The organism is Paraburkholderia gardini (assembly GCF_907164545.1).
Lineage (GTDB): Bacteria > Pseudomonadota > Gammaproteobacteria > Burkholderiales > Burkholderiaceae > Paraburkholderia > Paraburkholderia gardini.
On sequence record NZ_CAJQZB010000003.1, the window covers coordinates 35,518 to 53,386 of the forward strand.

The 17,869-nt window shown below is 56.8% G+C and carries 22 protein-coding genes; 2 read left to right on the plus strand and 20 right to left on the minus strand.

Features of this window, described 5'->3' with window-relative positions; translation table 11 throughout:
- The first annotated feature begins 58 nt into the window (after positions 1–58).
- Both LPA37_RS03495 and LPA37_RS03500 read left to right on the plus strand, forming a co-directional pair.
- Complete coding sequence (locus LPA37_RS03495; RefSeq protein WP_229011460.1) at positions 59–1,060, plus strand: class I SAM-dependent methyltransferase; 1,002 nt, start codon at positions 59–61, stop codon at positions 1,058–1,060.
- A 74-nt stretch (positions 1,061–1,134) separates the two neighbouring features.
- Positions 1,135–2,334: an acyltransferase family protein gene (locus LPA37_RS03500; protein WP_229011461.1), complete on the plus strand. Its 1,200-nt coding sequence runs from the start codon at positions 1,135–1,137 to the stop codon at positions 2,332–2,334.
- A 27-nt stretch (positions 2,335–2,361) separates the two neighbouring features.
- Here LPA37_RS03500 and LPA37_RS03505 read toward each other — a convergent pair whose 3' ends face one another.
- From LPA37_RS03505 to LPA37_RS03600, 20 genes are all read right to left on the minus strand, one after another.
- Complete coding sequence (locus tag LPA37_RS03505) at positions 2,362–2,577, minus strand: hypothetical protein (protein WP_229011463.1); 216 nt, start codon at positions 2,575–2,577, stop codon at positions 2,362–2,364.
- 9 nt (positions 2,578–2,586) lie between these two features.
- Positions 2,587–3,909, minus strand: coding sequence for a hypothetical protein (locus LPA37_RS27680; protein WP_267478082.1), 1,323 nt, complete (start codon positions 3,907–3,909; stop codon positions 2,587–2,589).
- The gene (locus LPA37_RS03515) at positions 3,899–4,579 is read right to left on the minus strand and encodes a DUF2612 domain-containing protein (RefSeq protein ID WP_229011465.1); all 681 of its coding nucleotides are present in this window, start codon (positions 4,577–4,579) and stop codon (positions 3,899–3,901) included. The genes LPA37_RS27680 and LPA37_RS03515 overlap by 11 nt, the downstream gene beginning before the upstream one ends.
- A 2-nt stretch (positions 4,580–4,581) precedes the next feature.
- A complete protein-coding gene (locus tag LPA37_RS03520) occupies positions 4,582–5,742 on the minus strand; it encodes a baseplate J/gp47 family protein (RefSeq protein ID WP_229011467.1) in 1,161 nt (386 codons plus the stop codon).
- Between the two features lie 52 nt (positions 5,743–5,794).
- Positions 5,795–6,172, minus strand: a complete 378-nt coding sequence (locus LPA37_RS03525) for a hypothetical protein (RefSeq protein WP_229011469.1) — start codon at positions 6,170–6,172, stop codon at positions 5,795–5,797.
- Between the two features lie 30 nt (positions 6,173–6,202).
- On the minus strand, positions 6,203–6,949 hold the full coding sequence (locus tag LPA37_RS03530) for an oxidoreductase (RefSeq protein ID WP_229011472.1): 747 nt from the start codon (positions 6,947–6,949) through the stop codon (positions 6,203–6,205).
- Entirely contained in the window at positions 6,946–7,806 is an 861-nt protein-coding gene (locus LPA37_RS03535) for a baseplate hub protein (protein ID WP_229011474.1), read from the minus strand. The genes LPA37_RS03530 and LPA37_RS03535 overlap by 4 nt, the downstream gene beginning before the upstream one ends.
- A complete protein-coding gene (locus LPA37_RS03540) occupies positions 7,803–8,102 on the minus strand; it encodes a phage baseplate plug family protein (protein WP_229011475.1) in 300 nt (99 codons plus the stop codon). Before LPA37_RS03540 ends, LPA37_RS03535 begins: the two co-directional genes overlap by 4 nt.
- A complete protein-coding gene (locus LPA37_RS03545; protein ID WP_229011477.1) occupies positions 8,102–8,809 on the minus strand; it encodes a phage baseplate protein in 708 nt (235 codons plus the stop codon). Before LPA37_RS03545 ends, LPA37_RS03540 begins: the two co-directional genes overlap by 1 nt.
- 1 nt (position 8,810) lies before the next feature.
- Positions 8,811–10,613 (minus strand): hypothetical protein, encoded by a 1,803-nt coding sequence (locus LPA37_RS03550; protein ID WP_229011479.1) that lies wholly within the window; start codon positions 10,611–10,613, stop codon positions 8,811–8,813.
- A gap of 207 nt (positions 10,614–10,820) precedes the next feature.
- On the minus strand, positions 10,821–11,213 hold the full coding sequence (locus LPA37_RS03555) for a hypothetical protein (protein WP_229011481.1): 393 nt from the start codon (positions 11,211–11,213) through the stop codon (positions 10,821–10,823).
- 1 nt (position 11,214) lies between these two features.
- Positions 11,215–11,646, minus strand: a complete 432-nt coding sequence (locus LPA37_RS03560) for a phage tail fiber protein (protein ID WP_229011484.1) — start codon at positions 11,644–11,646, stop codon at positions 11,215–11,217.
- Positions 11,647–11,656: 10 nt separating this feature from the next.
- A complete protein-coding gene (locus tag LPA37_RS03565) occupies positions 11,657–13,177 on the minus strand; it encodes a DUF3383 domain-containing protein (protein WP_229011486.1) in 1,521 nt (506 codons plus the stop codon).
- Positions 13,178–13,244: 67 nt separating this feature from the next.
- Positions 13,245–13,778, minus strand: a complete 534-nt coding sequence (locus LPA37_RS03570; protein ID WP_229011488.1) for a phage neck terminator protein — start codon at positions 13,776–13,778, stop codon at positions 13,245–13,247.
- Positions 13,778–14,176 carry a hypothetical protein gene (locus tag LPA37_RS03575; protein WP_229011490.1) on the minus strand — a complete coding sequence of 133 codons (399 nt, stop codon included), beginning with the start codon at positions 14,174–14,176 and terminating at the stop codon, positions 13,778–13,780. Before LPA37_RS03575 ends, LPA37_RS03570 begins: the two co-directional genes overlap by 1 nt.
- Entirely contained in the window at positions 14,173–14,760 is a 588-nt protein-coding gene (locus tag LPA37_RS03580; RefSeq protein WP_229011493.1) for a hypothetical protein, read from the minus strand. Before LPA37_RS03580 ends, LPA37_RS03575 begins: the two co-directional genes overlap by 4 nt.
- A complete protein-coding gene (locus LPA37_RS03585; RefSeq protein ID WP_229011495.1) occupies positions 14,760–15,200 on the minus strand; it encodes a DUF4054 domain-containing protein in 441 nt (146 codons plus the stop codon). The genes LPA37_RS03580 and LPA37_RS03585 overlap by 1 nt, the downstream gene beginning before the upstream one ends.
- Positions 15,200–15,682 (minus strand): hypothetical protein, encoded by a 483-nt coding sequence (locus LPA37_RS03590; RefSeq protein WP_229011497.1) that lies wholly within the window; start codon positions 15,680–15,682, stop codon positions 15,200–15,202. Before LPA37_RS03590 ends, LPA37_RS03585 begins: the two co-directional genes overlap by 1 nt.
- Positions 15,683–15,792: 110 nt before the next feature.
- Positions 15,793–16,893, minus strand: a complete 1,101-nt coding sequence (locus tag LPA37_RS03595) for a hypothetical protein (RefSeq protein ID WP_229011500.1) — start codon at positions 16,891–16,893, stop codon at positions 15,793–15,795.
- 63 nt (positions 16,894–16,956) lie between these two features.
- Positions 16,957–17,859, minus strand: coding sequence for a gp53 minor capsid family protein (locus LPA37_RS03600; RefSeq protein WP_229011506.1), 903 nt, complete (start codon positions 17,857–17,859; stop codon positions 16,957–16,959).
- Positions 17,860–17,869: the final 10 nt, after the last annotated feature.

A 17,869-nucleotide genomic window follows, 5' to 3' on the forward strand; every position in this document is an offset into this window, starting at 1 on the left:
CGCGGCAGTCAGTTAAGATGCTTCTTGCCGAAAATTTTGAACGAAATCAAGGTTAAACATGAACAACGGATTTGCTGCGGAGCTATTCACGTCGCCCCTGGTAGATTTAGGTGATCACGAAGACCAGCGGTTTGCGAAGGTTCTTACGCCGGCGCCCGAGGTCGGAGCAAAGCGTGAGGGAGTCAGCGCTACCTTCCTTGAGAATGCGGAAGAGTATTACAAGAAACACGAATTTTTCGATTACTGGCGAGAAGCGCTCAAAAATGCTCTATTGCTCGCCGGCGTCAAAGATGCGTCGACAATCGTTGAATACGGATGCGGCTTCGGCAATTCCACACTTCCGCTCCTCGATATATTTCCGAACGCCAAGATCATTTCGATGGATATCAGCCCGAACCTGCTGACGATCCTGCAGCGCCTACTCGTGGCGCGTGGCCTGGATGGCCGTTGCACGCCAATCGCGCTTGATGTCCACAAGCCGTACATTCGCGAAGGGGTTGCCGACGTGGTGGTGGGCTCGGCAATCTTGCATCATCTGGTTGAGCCGGGCAAATGTGTGGGCGCCGCTATGCGCGTCCTGAAACCAGGTGGCAGCGCGATTTTCTTCGAACCTTTTGAGGCAGGTCACGCGATGCTCAGGATCGCTATTCGAGAGATGTGTGCCGCCGCTGCGATTCGAGAGTTTTCATCACCGGCACTGACTTGGCTAGCCGAGATTTCTGCAGAATGGATGCTCCAGATCAAGCGCGATCAGTTGCCAAACTGGAAGAGTCTCGATGACAAATGGCTGTTTCCCCGGTCGGTGTTGCAGAACATTGCTGATGATGTTGGCGCCGAACTCATTATCAAGCCCCTTCGCAACAACCGTGCGTCAGATCGCCCCTTCGCCAAACACCTCAGGTACTTCCTGGAATCATGGAAGAGCATCGATCCCGAAGACACGAAGATGATGCCGGATTGGGCTTGGGAGATTGTGGCGCGTTATGACGATGAATTCTTTTCCAGTGGCCTCAAGGAAGACCTGATGTTCGAAGGAACCGTCGTTTTCCGCAAGCGCTAAGCGATTAGCTCTGCTCGCCATGCTGTACAGGCAGGCTTCGCTTTCCTAAAACTCGACCGTGATTGAGCGCATCGATGACGCGTCGATGGTGCAACATCGCCATTGCTGTAAAATCCGCCATCCTCAAAACGGCAGATACGAAGATGTCAAACGAAAATCCGCGTCACTGGTTTCCTGCTCTGGATGGCCTGCGCGCGGTCGCTGCATTCGCCGTTCTGATAGATCACCTGTATCCTCCCTCAAGCATCATTCAGCGCTGGTTTCATTTTGGCCGTTTCGGCGTCGATATATTCTTCGTTCTCAGCGGGTTCCTGATCGTCGGAAATCTGTTGAAAATGAAGGCCAACGCAAATGATCGACCATCGGCGCTATTGTTCCTCCAGTTCTATGCGAAACGCGCGTTGCGCATCTTCCCAATCTATTATGCTGTGATTTTCGCCCTGCTTATCGCGGGGATCGCTCCAACGCCGGAACGCCTCGGATGGCTTCTGACCTATACGAGCAACATCGGATCCGCTTTCCATATCACCTACGGCAATCTGGAACATTTCTGGACGCTGTGCGTGGAAGAGCAGTTCTACATCATCGTTCCGACGCTCGTTCTCATTATGACAATTCATAGCTCGCTGCGAGCTCTCGTCTTGTTCTGCGCGATGGGAACAGCAGTAAAGGTCGCGATCGGCTTTGCCACTCACGACTGGGCACTTTCAACGCGCTTTGTATTCGAAAATCTCGAAGGTCTCACCTACGGCGCATGCCTGGCGTATGCGTGGACATATCACCATCACTTTGAACGATTCAGGAAGATCGCCCTCCTCGCGATAATCCCAGCGGCAATTGCGCTCGCATACCTTCAATACATGCGCACTGTGATGGGCGCTCCGGTCTACAACAATCCGGTCTATATCGGTGCCATAGATCTAACGATGACTTTGACCTTTGGACCGCTCGTCATACTGTGTATCGCTTCGGACGAACTGCCCATTCTGAGATTGTTAAAGCTCGTGCCTCTGCGCTACCTTGGCCGCATCAGTTACGGAACATACATCTACCACTATGCACTCATACCGTTTTATCCGCGCATTTTCGGTGCGATTGGTCTTTCGCCGTCTAACCCGTGGGAATCGAAGATCGGATTCTGTATGGCGGTGTTCATAACCTACGCACTTTCCGCCCTTTCATGGCATCTCTTCGAAGCGCCCATCCTTAGCCTAAAGCGCATCTGCACATTTTCCTTTCAGCGGCCAGCGAGCGCTCCCGAAGAATGCCGATAGTTTAGGTGGTGGCTATCACGCCAGCATTTATTGCGGCGCTGCAGCGAATGTCCATGCACCGTTTTCCTCGGAAGCAGTCCAGTTTGGCTGAGGTAGTGGCACGATGTTTGTCACATCGATGAGCGAAGCCACAAAAAACGGAACGAAGCGATCAGCAATGGGAATCTCGTTTCCTTCACTATTCATCATCGGTTCGATAATCTCAGCAACGATGCCGTCCTGAATTCTCGCGTACAGAGTCATCTGCGTTCCTTATGCGACGGCAGCAGCGGTGCCGTACTGGAAAATAATGAGAAGGCCAGCGCCACCAAGGCCGCCGCCAGAACTCGAACCGCCCCCAGCCCCGCCGCCCCCCGGTGAAATGCCTGCACTACCCGTGGTCGAGTGACCCAAGCCGCCCGAGGCTCCAAATGACGCGCCGCCCTGGCCTCCTGCGATACTACTGCCCGCGCCCGCGCCGCTATTCCCGGCGACATTCAGATAGCCACCTGTTGCGCCACCTCCGGAGCCGCCCGTCCCACTGCCCGAACTGTTCCCGAATGTACCGCCTGCACCACCGGTCACAGTCACCGACGAACCATAGGAAGAACTGCCACCCGCAGTACCGGAAGTCGTCGTTGTACCTGCCGTCCCTGAAGTACCAATCGTGCAAGCCACTGGCGCAGTGTAGGGCAGTACGAATTCGCTATACCCACCACCACCGCCACCGGCCCCGCCATTCACAGTTGAGTTCGTACCGCCGCCACCACCACCACCCGACCACAGACGGCCCCATACTTCGGTGGTTCCTGGAACACCCGTGAAAATGGCCGTTGCAGACAAAACCTGAACTCCAAGGAATCGTCCCGTCGCCTGCCCCAACTGCACCGCATGCTGGCTTGCGGTGGCGGGAGGGATGTTCTCTGGCAATTGCGTGATGTTCGTGCCGTCGCCCGTGATCTTCGTGGGCGATGCATCCTGCGGAATGGCGATGCCCGTGCCGGCCGACGTCTTGCATGTGACCGTGAACGCGCCCGTCGTGTTGTTGACGATCGTCCATTCGCGCGTCCAAGTCGGGAAGATAATCTGAACGTTGCCCGTCAGCGTGCCAGCCAACGTGATGCGGTTCTTCGCCGCCTGGGCTGGTGTGAGCGTGACGTTCGCGTTCGTCAGGCCCGTAACGGCAGTTGTGCCATAGTTGTAGCCTGGAACCCAGTTCGTGCCGACTGTATCGGGATTGACCGTGTTGTTGTCGGCCGTGCTGATCCACTGGCCTGTGTAGTCCGCGCGAGAGATCACGGCTCCCTGCGGATATCCGTTGACGTTCGAGTCTGTCGCAAAAGCCGAGTTGTAGGCGTATGGGCCGCCACCTTGCGCCCAACGGGTCGACTGGGTAATCAGGTTCAGGATACCGTTCATATCCTGACCGGCGGGCGGAATGCCCCCAGCAGCCAGCGGCGTCATCGTGACCGGTGGGAAGCCGGTCGTCAGCGATGCCAGACCGGGCGTCGGCGATGCGGCTTCGGGGATGACGTTCTTAGATCCACTATCGGCGAACGGAAGCGGAACGAGGGTCGGTGAATCGCTAAGCTGCATTTGAAATCCCGGTAAAGAATGTGCCTTGCCCAAACGGAGCCGCGCTCGCTGTCCCAGCTTCAGCAAAGCCGAACACGTTCGGAACGGGGGCTTGAATCAGATAGGCACCCACAGCGGCCGGTCGCGGAACCGCGCCGGATTGAGTCATGATTGCGAGTTCAAATGGCTGTAGATAGAACTCAAAGGTGAAACTCATCTGCATGTTGCCGAGGTCGCCCACATAACAGCGGCCCCGTCCAGCGAAGAGGTTTTGCAGCAGTTGATTCAGACTCGGTGCCGTGCAGTTCGAAATATTCGCGAGCGCCTTGACGAGAATCAGCGTGCGATATGCATCGTCGGAAAGTGTGTAGGTTTCGGTGTCAGGTGTACCGGCATAGAACGGGGCTTGCCCCCACGGCTGAGGCCCAGTGGTCGCGGTAGGCGCTGTGTGCGCTTCATCAAAACCAAAATAGGTTGCTGCGCCCGTGATCGTCAATTGGCGCGAGACGTTGACGATCTTTCCCCAGTTGTCCAGTCCAAAGCCTTGCGCCGTCGTGACATCCCACACGAACGAATAGAACTGGTCGAAGTCCGTCGCTGGGTCCACGTACTCGTTCATGTTCGCAATGAGTTGAACGAGCGTTTTGCTGTTCGCATATTGCGAAATAATCGTCTGTTCGAAATCCACCATGGCTATACCAACGTCACAGTGATATTCGATGCATCGATCGTCGGCGCGTTATTGATCGGCACCGTATAACTTGCCAGCGTCGCCGTAGTAGGGCCAAGCAGCAGCGACAGGATCGAAACGGTCGGCCCGAGCGCGACAATGTTCCCGTAGTAGCGACTCGCGAAGATGGTCGATCCGATGCGTGCCCGCGTTCCTCCATCTGTTCCATTGAAGGAAGCGATGATTGCGGCCTGCACGAGAGCAACGATGTTCGATGGCAGACTCGGGTTGTTCGCGATTTCAACGGCGAACAGGATCGGTAGTGCGTCCGGCGTCTCCCATGTCACGACATAGGACGGATAGGGGAAGTCGTATCCTGATGTGTCAGTGACCGTGAAACTCGTATTGCCGTTGTAACTCGCTCCCAGTGATTTCTTGTTCCATATGGCCGTTGCAACATCGGACGCAGCACCCCCGACCACGGCAACGTAGATCGAGTGCGCACCCAGCGTCACACCGCCTACTGTCAGCGGAGAACCGGTCGTATTCTCGGTGGCATAGGCATCCAGCACGTCCGTGACGCTCAGGACGTTGGCGTAGATCGACTGAAGCGAATTGACCGCATTCAGCGCAACGGATTGCTTGCGACGAAACTCGAAATCCGCACGGCTTTCGACGTCGCTGCCGACCGTTCCATCGCCCGCATTGTTGATCGTGTCCCAGCCCGGAATAGACTGATAGATCTGGTTCAGTGAACCGGCAGGGCATGCAATCGGACCGTCAACGGTGCAGGCGAAATTCAGATCGATGCTGCCGCCAACCGGGATCGCTCCGGCTTCCGTACAGACGTACAGATTCCCATCAGATGCTTTGGCTGTTGCACCAACAGGAATAACCACGCCGGCCAGACCAATACAGGTTGCAACAACTGCCGTCGGCGTGGCGGGCTTGCGATCCAGAAAATAGATCTGACCAATCGCATCCTGCATCCGTCCTTCGGCGAAGTCCGGATTGACCTGATTCACATAGAGCGCGAATAGATCGTTTTTGTCGCCGATGATCGCTGTCGTGCTGGATGCAATCTGGCCTTGAGGCGTTTCGAGCGCGGGATTGACGCCGCCGCCAAATGCGGCATCGATATCAGCCTGGACGCCAGCCAGAATTGCAGATTCAGCAGGCAACACGAGCCCCGCGTCCGTGAACTGGACGCTCGGAACATTTGTCGTCATGGATTGCCTAGAAGGAGACGGTTTGCGTGGTGCCGCTGGAATCGGTGACTTGAACCTGACCGGTGATGGTCCGGTCATTGAAAGAGACGATCAGGCATTGCGCCGTGACGACTTCGGGGACTGTGAGCGCGGCCGCCTCAATTGCGGATCGGACAACGGGAAGTGGCGGCCACTGACCGAGAATGTCCATCCAATATGGAACTCCAGCCGTGGTGTCGTACCACAATTCACCTTTGAATAACTTCACGGCCGATGCTACGTCCTGCGCAATCGAGTACGGATCACTGGCGAGCGCCCAATTACCACTCGCATTCAGGACGGCATCCCAGGCCGTCCTGTCCAGCAACATCGTGTTCACAATGAATTGCCCATAGAAAAAGCCCACCAGAGTGGGCTTTGCGGAATTGCTGGATAATCAGTTCGGCGGGGTCGTGACTGCGGTAGCGCCTTGCGCCGTGTGCGTATGGTTGTGAACGCTCTTGCCTTGCGCCGTCAGGTCGTTGACGACTGTCACTGGTCCGTTCAGCGTGGCATCGCCTCCCTGCGGTCCTTCACCTTGCGTCATCTGGCCGTCCATCTCGATCGCGGGCGCAGAGTTCGTGATTCCGGTCCCCGCAGTGAGTCCAATATTTTCCGTAGCTTGCAGGATGATGTCCGGCGCCGACAGGCGGATTCGCGTCGGCGACACAATGTCGATTCCGCCCGACGAAAACGCGACATACTGAAGTGGAGTGCCATTCAGCATCCCGCCAAAATACAATCCATCCGCCCAGTCAAATGTGCGTCCTGAGCCGGGATTGGCCTGCACTTTCGAAGCCTTCACCGACGAGATATCTCGACTAGTGAACCCACACATGCCGATGTCGCCCACCTGCGGATCGAGAATGATTGCGTTCGTGCCGCCCTGGAGCCTGAAGTAGGGCAGGCCGTACACGACACCATGGGGCGTGGCATTCCCGGCACCGTCCACCTGATTCACAAGCGGCTGAACATCAACGAATCCGACTGGTGAGACTCCACCGTTGTTCGTTACAGCAATGATCTTTACCAGCGTGACCGTCTGGATTTGAGCGAGAATCTGATTGACCAGATAGGAGAGCGCCCCGTAGTCGCCGGCACCCGATGCGGGGTCCGCTGTTCCAACGTATCCAAACTGTGTCATGTCGGCGCCATCTTGTAGCACTCAATCTGGCTAAACCATGCCCCGCCAGGCGTTTCGCTTTCCAGATCATGAACGAGGCTGTAAATGTTCCACTCACCATTCGCGACGGTAGATGAACTGCCTACATTGATACGACCGCCCAATTGCAAATCGGGCTGATAGATCGATGCCACAACAATGTGGTCCCCGGAAACAACGGGATATCCGACCATACCGGTTCCGGGCGATATCGTTACTGGCTGACTGTCTCGCGTAGCAGTCTTCGGCCAGATAGCCAATATGCCTCGATCTACGGTGAAGTAGATGTTCGCGGCGCGCGCACAGGCTTTAGCCTGCTGATAGGCCGTCCCGCTGAAATAAGGATTGGAAAGTTGAACGTTCACGCCATTGTTTTCGAAGGCGAAGCCCATCGTCGCGGCGAGAGTCTGCATGATCGTTGCGACATCTGCCGGGCCGCGGTAACTGCTGGCATTCACCGGCTTGACCGCCTGAACCGCCGCAGCCAATGCAATGACGTTGAATGCGACTTCGGGCGCTCCGTTGTATTCGGCCGCGGCCGTCACAATCGTGCCCTGATACGCTGTCGACATAATCCCGCCGTCATCTCCGGCCGCGACGAGGACGCTATTATTTCGCCTCTCCTGCGTGACGGGACCGAGAATCGTTAGTTGATTCATCATGGTCTCCGTCATGCCGTAAAGGCGAAGCTGGAGTTGCCCCTGTGCATCCCCGTTGTATGTGACGATTCGGGCTTTCGCGCGCAATCCACTGAGCGTAACATCGGGGCCCTTCTCGTCGCCGAACGTGCCTTGACCCAGCGAAATCGTGACATCGATTCTGCGGCGAACGAATGTCATAGATCGGATGCTTCCAGATATAGCAATACGAACCGTGACCCGAGACCGGTATAAACCGGGTCGCTCGTGCCCTGCGTATCAGCGAATGCCAGATCGCCAATGAAGCCCAGATATGTTTCGCGCACAAGGCGTACGCGATCCAGGCAAATCGTTGCAGTGATAATCGGAGAATTGCTGACGTACAGGTCCAGATACATGCCCGTCGATTTTTGGTAGACGTTGATCTGGCAATTCTGGCCGCCCAGTACCGCGCTCAATGACTGACTCGGTGTTGCCTGCAAGGGAATGGTCAACATTACGCGAACCCTCCCAGAGGGCCGAATAGTACGGAAGGCTGGTATTGAGGAGTCTTCGCACTCACCTGTCCATCGCTGACCGCATCTGCTGCGCTGGGCGACTGGACCTGATCGGCAGGTAAAGCACTGGCAGAGCCGAATGCATAGGGAGCACCTGAACCCGTCGTCGCGCTCGCAGCGGAAAATTGTGCGACTGCCGAAATACGGATTTCGAGAAACCACAACTCGACCGTAATCATCGTTGCACCGTTCCTGGTTTCCCGGCGGTAGGCAACGTTTTCGACAGTGGCGTTCTGATAGGTGACTTCTGGCGTGACGACCATGAAAGTATCGGTCGACTTCAGCATCGCATCGCACTGTGCCAGAAAGAACGTGCGCGTCTGAAGATCGGCACCAATAGCCATGCGGATACGAACGTCGTAGGGTGTCTGAACCTTGTTATACGATTCAAACGCTCCCTGCTCCTGCGGATAATCCGACACCCGGGCGTTATTGCGGAAATCCATGCCTAGAAATGAATCAGGCTGAAGAACTTCATTCCCGTCCTGATCGAATACGCCCCAGACTGGCGCCGAAAATCCAAGCAGATTTGTCAGTGCCCCCAACGCTCCGACTTCCAATGCCTGCGGGGTCGGTACTGTCACGCTTCGCAACAACGCCGGCACTCCCGGTACAGCCGGAACATTCGGAAACTGGATATAAGGCACGTTAGGTCAGTCCGGTGTTTGCTTGCGCGACGAAATGGAACTGCTTGACGGCGTGCCCGAATTCCCGGGCGATACCCTGCGCGTCCGATGCCTGCGTATGAATACTGATCGGCCCGTTGACGTTGACTTCGCTAGACGAACTGCTATGCGATGCCACCGAGGACGATGAATTAGCCTTGACTGCAGCGGAAGCCATATTGGCGGCAGCTAACGGATTCGAATATTTGGCACCGTTTTCTTGCGCGTAAATCGCCTGTGCAATAGCGTCGATATGCGCACTCGTCAGCTTCTGATCCGAGCCAATGCCGAGCTTTTTCGAAACCTGGTTGATGTAACCATTCGTGTCGTTCTCGCTGGCTGGCGCGTACTTCGAAATGATCTTTCTGACCGTATCGTCGCCGCGCGCGACATAGTTTCTTAGTAGTGCCCTTTCGGCAGCCATCCCCATTTCCATCGAAGGGAATATTGCGAAACCACCACTATCCCTCCCGGTTGCACCGTGCTTGTAAGCGAAATCACCGTACCGGATGTTGCCGGGATTGTTGTTGCGAATGCCGCGTGGTGTACCTGACGTTTTCTTGCCGTTCCACCACTCACCTAACTTCCCGAAACTGCCCGGTGATGGTTGCCCGGTCTCCGGCGTAACAACACCCCCAGCCATTGCTTCGGCCACGTACTGATCGTGATTCGGCCCTGCTGGAATGGCTTTATCGAAGGAGGATTTCCGAGCCTGCTCAGCAACAGCACCCAGCGCAAGCAATGCACCTGGGCCGGATAGCGCGATGGATGCAAGACCACCACCAATACCGGTCAAGGCTCCCGCGAGACTCAGCAGCGGCGAAACCATGCCGAGGACTTTAATTGCAGCCAGCCCGATCAAAACGTTCTTCCATCCGCCGACGGCTTCGGCTGCTTTATTGGCCTCTTCGGCGAACTCATGTACGGCCTTCACCGCACCATTCACCCAGTTGGTGATGTCGTCCTTGTGAGTGACGACCCAATCACCGAGTTGCTTGATGTACCTGATCAGCTCATCGAACGCCGGCATCAGCGCCTCAACGACCTTGATTCCTACGAGCGTGAAGGTGCGCTCAACGTTGAGCCACTTCTTGCGCAGTTCGTCGGCCTGACGAGCATCAGCCGCGGTGATCGCAGACAGTTTCTCCATCGCCGCGACTTGCGCCTGAACGGCAGCCGGACCCTGCTTCAGCAGGTTGAACTGGTCATCGCTGATGCCCATCTGGGAGGCAACGAGCTGCGCGCGGCCCGGATCAGTTTTGAAGATATCAGCAATGATCTTCGACCGCGCCAACAGGTAGGTGTTGCCGTCCTTCAGGTCGGACGTCTTGCCGCCCATCCGGAAGAACCACTGAAGCGACTCGCTTGACTGCCCCATCTTGAACTGCGCGATGGTCTTTTGCGACTCCTTCAATTGGGCTGTCATCCCCTCGGCAGTACCGCCCGCATCTTCAGCTACGCGCTGCCAGGCCGACAGGCGCTCAGTGCTGATACCAAGGTTCTGCGACAGACGACCAAGGCTGGCCGCGCCGACGATCGTGTTCTCGACGAAGTTCTTGATGCCAACGCCGGCCGTAAATACGCCGAGCAGGGCGAGTGCCTCATTGCGGATTTTGGAGAAATACTGCGCGGCGATTTTCCCCGACGCCTCGATTTCCTTTGCGCGCTTCGTAGCCTCTTCCGAAGTATCCTTCAGGGCAACATTGACCTTCTTTGCGCCGCTCAGGAAATCCTTGGCGTTCAGGCCCAGGCTCACAACGAGAGCGTCAACAACGGTTGCGGCCATATCAGTTACCTTGTTTTGAAAGCACGCGCTCGTTGTAGTTGTCGACCACTAACACTTCCAACATGTTGTAGAGGTCTTCGGCCCCATATACGCTTTGCAGTTCATGCAGCGTTGCCATGCGTCGAGATACTACGGTCGCGATCGCGCGAGGAAGGTTTGCATACTCGAGAAGCCGAGGATTCGGAATGCTGGGCGGTCCAGCGTCAATCACTCGGCGCCGGTAAAAAAATCCGTATGCAGATTCCAGACCGCCTTGCGCAGCGTGAGCATCGTTGCGACTTCCTCGATGTCATCCGGAATCAGCGATCGAACCACGCCTGGGCTCGGCTGGATCTGGATGCACTCCATCATCTTGTCCAGAAGCGGCTTTGCAGCATCGAACGGAAGTTTCGTGATCGCCTTGATGCCCATCGCGGCGAGACCGGCGAGACCGGCTTCAGCGATGTTGTCGGGAATCTCGACACCCGCGTTCATCAGGGCGAAGAGGGCGCGACCCGCCCATTCCTCCGATTCGGCGGTAGGCAATTCGGTCAGGGCAAAGGTCTTGCCCTTGTCCCGACCTTTGGCATCGATCGTAATGGTTGCGGTTTTCCGGGTCATGTTAGAACGGTGCCGGCGATACGTTCTGGAATGTGACCTCCCACTTCCGGGGCTGCAATATCTTCTTGCCCGCTGGCATCGGTGATTGACTCGTCAGAATGCCACGCGTGCAGGCGAACTTCTGACCTGTACCCGGAAGCAGGATGGTGAGTTGCGCGATGAAGATTTCGCGGGCGGTATCCTGTGCGGTCGTCCATGTATCGAAAATGACCGCAGACGGAGAATCAGCCTGAAGCGTGATTTCGAGCGGGACCGGATAGGGCGTGTAGCCGCCAGAGAGTTTGCCGTCCACGCCCATTACGGCTTCAGCCGGCTTGACATCAGGAGCGGAGAACATGTCATCCACCGAAAAGCCTTGAAGCTGTTGCGCGACCGGAAACAGGCCACCGACGCTCAGCATCAGGACGCTATTGGCGTTAGTCAAAGTTGCCATTTTCTATTCCTTACTGAACGTCGAGAGAGGCAAGCGAGAGTTTCTGTACTGAACCCCCATCGGTAAACCACAAGGTGTCCGCAGTCGCTCCACGCGCCGATCGAATCGCCGCCGTGACGGGGCCACGCTGGAAGTACCAGCCACGTGTCTGAAGAGTCGGCGCGATAGTCACGCCCGCTGCGTTGTTGACTTCGGCAGCCTGAAGACTGGACAGCGTGACGCCAGTACGGATCGCGCCGAAGTTCAATGCGGCGTTGATGGGGTCCATATAAGTCGCCTCGATCAACGCATCGCCAGCGGCGTTATAGGGAACCGACCCAACCGCAGTCAGAAGGTCCATGCCGGCGACTTCTAGACCATCGTTCAGCCACATCTGATCGAAGTACGCATCTGCCCACAGAAAGGGGCCGCTGATCTGGCCGTCGTACAGAAAGGTCCAGCCGTTATTGCGCGAGGCAAACGCACCATAGAAGCTGTAACCGTTTGCATTCAGCGTATCGCCCACTGTTTCATCGATCACCGATGCGGCAATACCCGTCTGCGAGCGAAAGGCGAACGTGATGCGCCCATTGGTGCGCGTGAAATCGATCGATGCCGCAGTGCCAAGGATGAAGGCTGCAACCGAAGGAAGCATGACGGTGAGCGTCGTGCCGAGACTAGCCGCTACGCTGGCGTCCCCGCTGATTGCCATCGTGCCGGAATAGTTGAACGTCTTGACCTGTGCGCCGAAACACGTCATGTTGTTTTGCACGATCGCATTAGGGTCCGTATCCCATCCGACGTATGCATAACTATCGTCTGTCGAGTTTGTCCAGGCCGAGAACGCCAGTTTGTCGGCTGTATCCGGTTCAAAGGTCGACGTGAATGAGGCCCAATCCTGCGTCACGCGCACGATTGCAGCCATATTCGTCGCAGGGACACCCGTTACGGCGCCCTGGGAAAGGACGGCGCCTGTAGCGGCCGTGAGATTCAGTCCTGCGGCGAGCGTGCCGGTCGCGATGGTCATCGTCGATGATGCGCCGGTCGTGTTCGAGCCGATGACGAACGCCGCAAGCTGGCTGCTAAACGTCACGGTCGGGCCCGACGTGAATGCGGCCGCGATGATCGTGGCGGCGTTCGAGAAACTGGTTGCCGACGCCAGATTGATACTCGATGACGTCTTGAGTACGCCGTCGACCGTGACGATGATGGTCCCCGACAGTGCCTGCAACTGCGTGAGCGTCATCGCGGCAAGAGATCCACTGCGCAGATACGCCCCGACATTCGCCGTGGGATATTGGGCGAACAGAACCTGCCCAGGCTTTGACGTTGAATTGTCGTACCCGAGAAAGTAGTTGTCCGCCATCGTGGATTCGATGGTTGAGCCACCGAAGAACTGCTCGACGTCGTCTGCATTCGAAAAGCTCTGAACCGTACCGATCGGAACCGACGAGTTGTCAGTAAGAATCAGGCCGTTGAGAGTAAAGGCCGAGCCGCCGGCGCCGATAACACCAGGGTTAACCGAGACAATTGCGGAAGCCGGGATGCTCATGTAGTTTGCTCCGGTAAAAAACAAAAAGCCCGCACATGGCGGGCTCAGAAAAGGGGTAGTGCTTAAATCAGGTCGGCGGATACACTACATCGACATCAATCAGGCCGACTTCGAGTGAGTCGGCAAAATCTTGCGGGACCGATACAACCGGGTTGATCTGAATGACGGAATCGAAAATCCATCTCTCCTGATACTGGTCCTCACCTGTCGTGAATGGCATCTGATGTGCTTCATTCGCGTAGAGCGGTTGCATGTCCAGCCCTGATGCAACGAACATCTGGCACGCGTAATCGCTGCGCAGCATCATTGAAATCATGTTGGCGTTATCCATCGCGGATACGCCATAGCAATCGACCTGGATCGTAGCTTGCGTGGAGCGCTCGTTTTGCGATGTGCTTGCGCCCGGCGTGTAGGTCTGCACGTTCGTCGAAAGCGGGCTGCTCAAAGAGGCGGTGATTTCAATGAAATCGCCAGACGGCATTGAGGCGCGGTTCTGAAGTCCACGTATTACGTGATCGCCATCAAGACTGACCAGCGACAGGACGAACGAGCGTAATACCGTCAGCACCTGCGTTTCTGTGATGGAGACGGTAGCGGGCATCAGGAATTCATCTGTAGGGATACGCCGATCTTGCACCAGCCGGTATCCCAGGTTTCGATTACGGCCTTCACGAGCCAGATCGTATTGGCGAGCGAGGAAGGTACGCCATCGTCGAACATAAACAGATCGCCACCCTGACCCAGCGGACGCACTACACCTTGCAAATTACCGTTCAGATAAAAAGCACGTTGTACGCCTTGGATGTTCAGGCCTTCGAGATGGCGAAGATCACCAGCAGTCAGTGCCTGCACCTGGATCATCACACCATCAACATCAAAATACGCGGGGGTCTGCGAGCCATCAGGTCCGGTTGTGTAGCCACTGCTGTATCGAACCGTGGCGGGTCGAAAGGGATTGATCGTACCGATGGCTCCCGCGACAACATTGTGAAGATTCACGATCCACCCCCTGGTTCGACTTCCATATCGACGCTTTTCAACATATGCGACGATTCGACCAAGGCTTTGTCGAAACCCTTCTTTGCGATTGTCGATTTGGCATTGCCGGGACTAGAGAACTCCCGGATCGACTCTTGCAATTGCTCACCAACATGCTTTCCGAGGCGTCCTAATGCAATCGCCGAGTCGTAATCGGCGCCCTTGATAATCTTGCCTAGATCGGGTGCCCATTCTCCCTTGTTCTTCTGGATCATGTCGCGAAAGAAAGGGCGAGAAGGAATGGTTACCGTGTATTCATCGACGTGATGCGTAGTCGAGAAATTGGCTTTATCGGCCATCACGAAGCGTCCATTCTGCGCAAACTCTCCGTCTGCCTTAATCTTGCGATTGACCGTTACGTCATGATCAGGAACTGTTACCGTGCCGCCGTATTCGTTCGTGGCTGCAATCAGCGCGACGGGCGTTCCATCGGGATAGGTTGCGTCTTCAAGAAATCCGACGCGAACTGTATTGGCTTTGCCGGCCTTTGCAACGATCTCCTGAAGCCGTTTCTTGAGAAGATCGCCACCAGAAAATGCGCCCATCAGAATCTCCCGAAACGACCGCCCCACGGATTGGCGATCGGCACCGGGCCAGGAACATATCGCATACTCCGGAACTGTGCAGTCGCTTGCCAATACGCGAGGCCGTACTTCGTCTGGCTATACCACTGCGCTGAACCTGCCGGCATGTCCAGTTGCGTCCCCACTGAGACGCTGCCCTCAGTCGCATTACTGATGCGCCCGACCAGGGGAGACGATGCCTCGCCGTTCAGCGGAGCATTCAATGCTGCAATGTGAGCCGTGACCATATTCAGAAGAACGGCTCGCATGCATAGATCGCGGATCACGCTGCACGGTGTATTGTCGCAGTACAGGGTCGCTTCGTTAAAGTAGCCCTGTGCCTGCGGTTGCGAGACGGACGCCGCCAACTCCGGATAACGCGCGGACCATGCGTTGTATTGGAAAATGACGACGCCATCCATCACGAAGCCCGGCGCATGTCGGAGGTTTGCAGCCCTCGCGGGAGTTTATGCGGGTCGAGGCGCTCGAGATTCGACTTGATTTCAGTCTGATCGGTTGCTTTCGATGTGACGCTGGCCGTTTCCGCGTGCGCGAAGATCATGCCGTTTCGAACAAAGTCCGTCTCGCCGTTCTGCGTCAACCACTCATCCCAGAACGCTTTTGGAATGCCATGTGTGATGGCATAACCACCCACAAGCTGCTGATGCGGTCCCTGGTTCTGCGGCCAGGAATTGCCTTGAACGACGAAGAACTTCGCGCTGATTCGTTCCTGCGCCTGCTTGACGGCGCGCATGCCGCCACCAAGAACCGGCTCGCTGCGCTCCACGAAGTCGTACAGTTTCAGAATGATATCGAACGGCGCCTTGCTGGCGATCGTGACCGTTGCGTTGGACGGGACATCGTTGTTGCGCTTGAGCGCGAGTGTGCTGCGTTCGTCTGCCATATTGACCGCCTATGAAAATGACCGAATAAGAAAAGGTCCGCGCGCCGGACCAGTACGGTCAGGCTGGCCGTGGAGTGCGACTCCTGGCGCGCGGAGTACTGCCTGGTGCGTCAGATGCCTACCATCTGTGCCATCGAGAAAGGCTGACGAAGCACAAACCCGCTCGTTCCTTGGCTGAGCTTCTGTTTGTACGCGCTCAATTCGCGCACCACCGGGCCAGCGCGGAGCTTTGCATTAAAACTGCAATAGCCCGAGTCCTGACCGCCAGCATCCGGACAGTAGAGCTGCATCATTTCGCCCAGCGCGTTGCCTTGCGGGTTCTGCGCGCTAATCGCGCCATACTGGATCGCCGTCTTTACTTCCAGATTGGGGAAGTTGCTCTTGAGCAGCGCCGCCACGTTCACATTGAAGCTGTTCGTCGCGGTCAGCGCGCCTTCCCGGGCCGGCGAGAGTGCCAGCACAAATCGCGACTTCGTATTGATGATGCCCGACGATTGATTGATCGCCTGAATCACCAGCGACTGGATGTCGGTGAAGATTTCGTTGGCCGTCGCGACGACCACGTTACCGCTCATCCACGCATTGCCGCCAGCAACTTTCGGAGCCGGCGTAATGGCCGCGTAAAGCGATGGATCGTTCTGCGCGCCGTAGTTCTGCAAACCAGCGACGCCGCGGAAGTACGTCAGGTTCTGGAACTTGTTCAGACCGTCGATCGCAGCTTCCTTCTGTTCGGCTACGAAACCGATCTTGGCCAGCCCTGCTCGATCGATTTCGAGATCGCCGTACTCGCAAATGACCTGGTAGAGATACGGCTGACGTTCCGGGAAGTTGGTGTTGATACCGGCGCGACCGTTATTGTTGTAGTCGCCATACGAACTGACTTCGTACGTACGCTCCACAACCGGGAAGATAAGCGTCGTGCTGGTCCATTCGCCTTTTTGCTTCTCGCCGAAGATCTCGGCTGCTTCATTCGGTGCCGTCAGGACGCGAAGAATGTCCGGATCGGTGAAGAACGTGAGATAGGCCGGAATACCCGAGTTCGGGACCGTAACCAGTTGCGGTTGCGCATCCATCGCGAGCTGAAGATTTTCCCTCCACTCCGGTCGGCAAAACATCTGCGCGTCGGGGAAGTCGATACCCCAGCGGGTGCGGTGATAATCCATCGCGGCGCGCTGTTCGGCCTGCGACATGTCAAATGCCAGTTTGGGCATGATTGAATTCCTTTGGGCAATAAAAAAGCCGCCCGAAGGCGGCCTGCATGGAGTGGTAAAGGGTTAGCCGAGGAGCCAGGTCGTCATCTTCACCAGTTCACCTGGTGCGCCAACGGACGATGCGATCCACTTCGTGGCAGTGCCCGAAGCGACGGTGATCGTTCCGCTCGCGAATGTCTGGCCGATATTCACGGCATACGTGCCAGTTCCACCCGTACCCGTAAGGAATTCCGTGATCGCGGTGCCGGCTGTGATGCCCGAACCGGTCAGGCCGTCGCCCAGAGCAAGTGCACCCGAACCGACCGCAGTCACGGTCAATGTGCCGCCCGAACCGGTAATGGTCGTGCTGGCGACGGTCTGGGCAACGCTGACGGTGTACGTCCCGTTACCGCCTGTGCCCGTGCCGAAGCCGGTGATCTGCGTACCAGCAACCACGTTCGTGCCGCTGATCGTCTGGCCGACCGTCAGGACGCCGGTAGTCACACCCGTTACGGTCAACGTTTCGGCGGCAATCGAACCCGTCACGACGTTAGCGGCAATCGAGCCGGTCACGCTGGCACCGGTCCAGTTAGAGCCGAACTGCACGGCACCCGTGGAGTTGTCAGCGTAGGCCGTTTGATTGACCGCCGAGGTCGAGGAACCTGCGTTGAGCACCCAGAAGCCGCCAGCATTGAACAGCGTGATCGGCGCGCCTTCATACATCGTCAGCGTGTCATCAGCCAGATACTGGGTGATGATCGCCTGCTGGTCGCGGTGGACGAAACCGGACGGTACACCAGCGCCATAGTTATTCACGCTGCGGCCGTCGGTCGGATCGACCCAGGCAAAAAGGCCAACGGATACACCGTTCGGGCCGGCGACGAGCCCACCCTGACCGGCATCGACAGTGGCGCGGGGATTGGAATCGCAGAAGTCACCCAGTACTGCCGGTGCCGCCTGCACGTTAACAACGCGGGGGAATCCCATGTTCTACTCC